We start from the raw sequence: 587 nt of genomic DNA, 5'->3' as shown, positions 1-587 counted from the left end.
CGCTTCTCTAATGTCACCGTGGGTTCTTTCATCATCGAGGCTATCGACTCGAAAAAACGGCGTGAAGGTGAAGCTACTCTCTCCGCTTTGGAAATCCCAGTAAAGTTCAGGCTGAACTACAACAGAGCTTTGGCCTTTACTCTGCCCTTGCAGCCCTTGAGAGAGAAACTGTCGATGCTCAACATTCAATTGCCCCGCAAGCTCAAATGCGAACAGCGAGGGCGTTACCAACATCGCGAGTATTCCGCCAAGTTGGTTTACTCCTTTGCCCATATTCATACCACTCCCTTATTTAACTCGCTTGAGCACGTTTTTGTTGAAGTCGTTCTCTTCCAACCCTGTTTGAAAGCGCAAATCGCTAGTGTTCAATTCTGTACTTTTGCCAGTTTGGTGATTCGTCATTGCCATGGTATGTGCACGCCAATATTTATCGAGGTACTGCTTATAATTAGCGAAAGTTAGAGTTTTCAATAACGCGCCTTTTCGGTCGTAAAACTCGACTTTGAGAGGGCGATAATGCGCCTTGTCAAGCCATACTACCTGCTTGGTATAACCGGAGTTCTTGTCCGTTGGAATTTGCTCTAGAA

1 protein-coding gene and 1 pseudogene are annotated in these 587 nt (G+C 46.0%); both read right to left on the bottom strand.

What is annotated here, in order from left to right; all coding sequences use genetic code 11:
* Positions 1-234, bottom strand: a pseudogene (locus tag R7Q48_RS29240) (hypothetical protein); the annotation flags it as partial.
* Between the two features lie 54 nt (positions 235-288).
* Positions 289-587, bottom strand: a 299-nt coding sequence (locus R7Q48_RS29235; RefSeq protein WP_318133862.1) for an outer membrane lipoprotein-sorting protein, incomplete at its 5' end; no start/stop codon positions are given.

It is taken from the genome of Vibrio sp. 378 (genome assembly GCF_033339435.1).
Note: the sequence above shows the minus strand (reverse complement) of the source record. Positions and strands in the feature narration are given on the sequence as shown.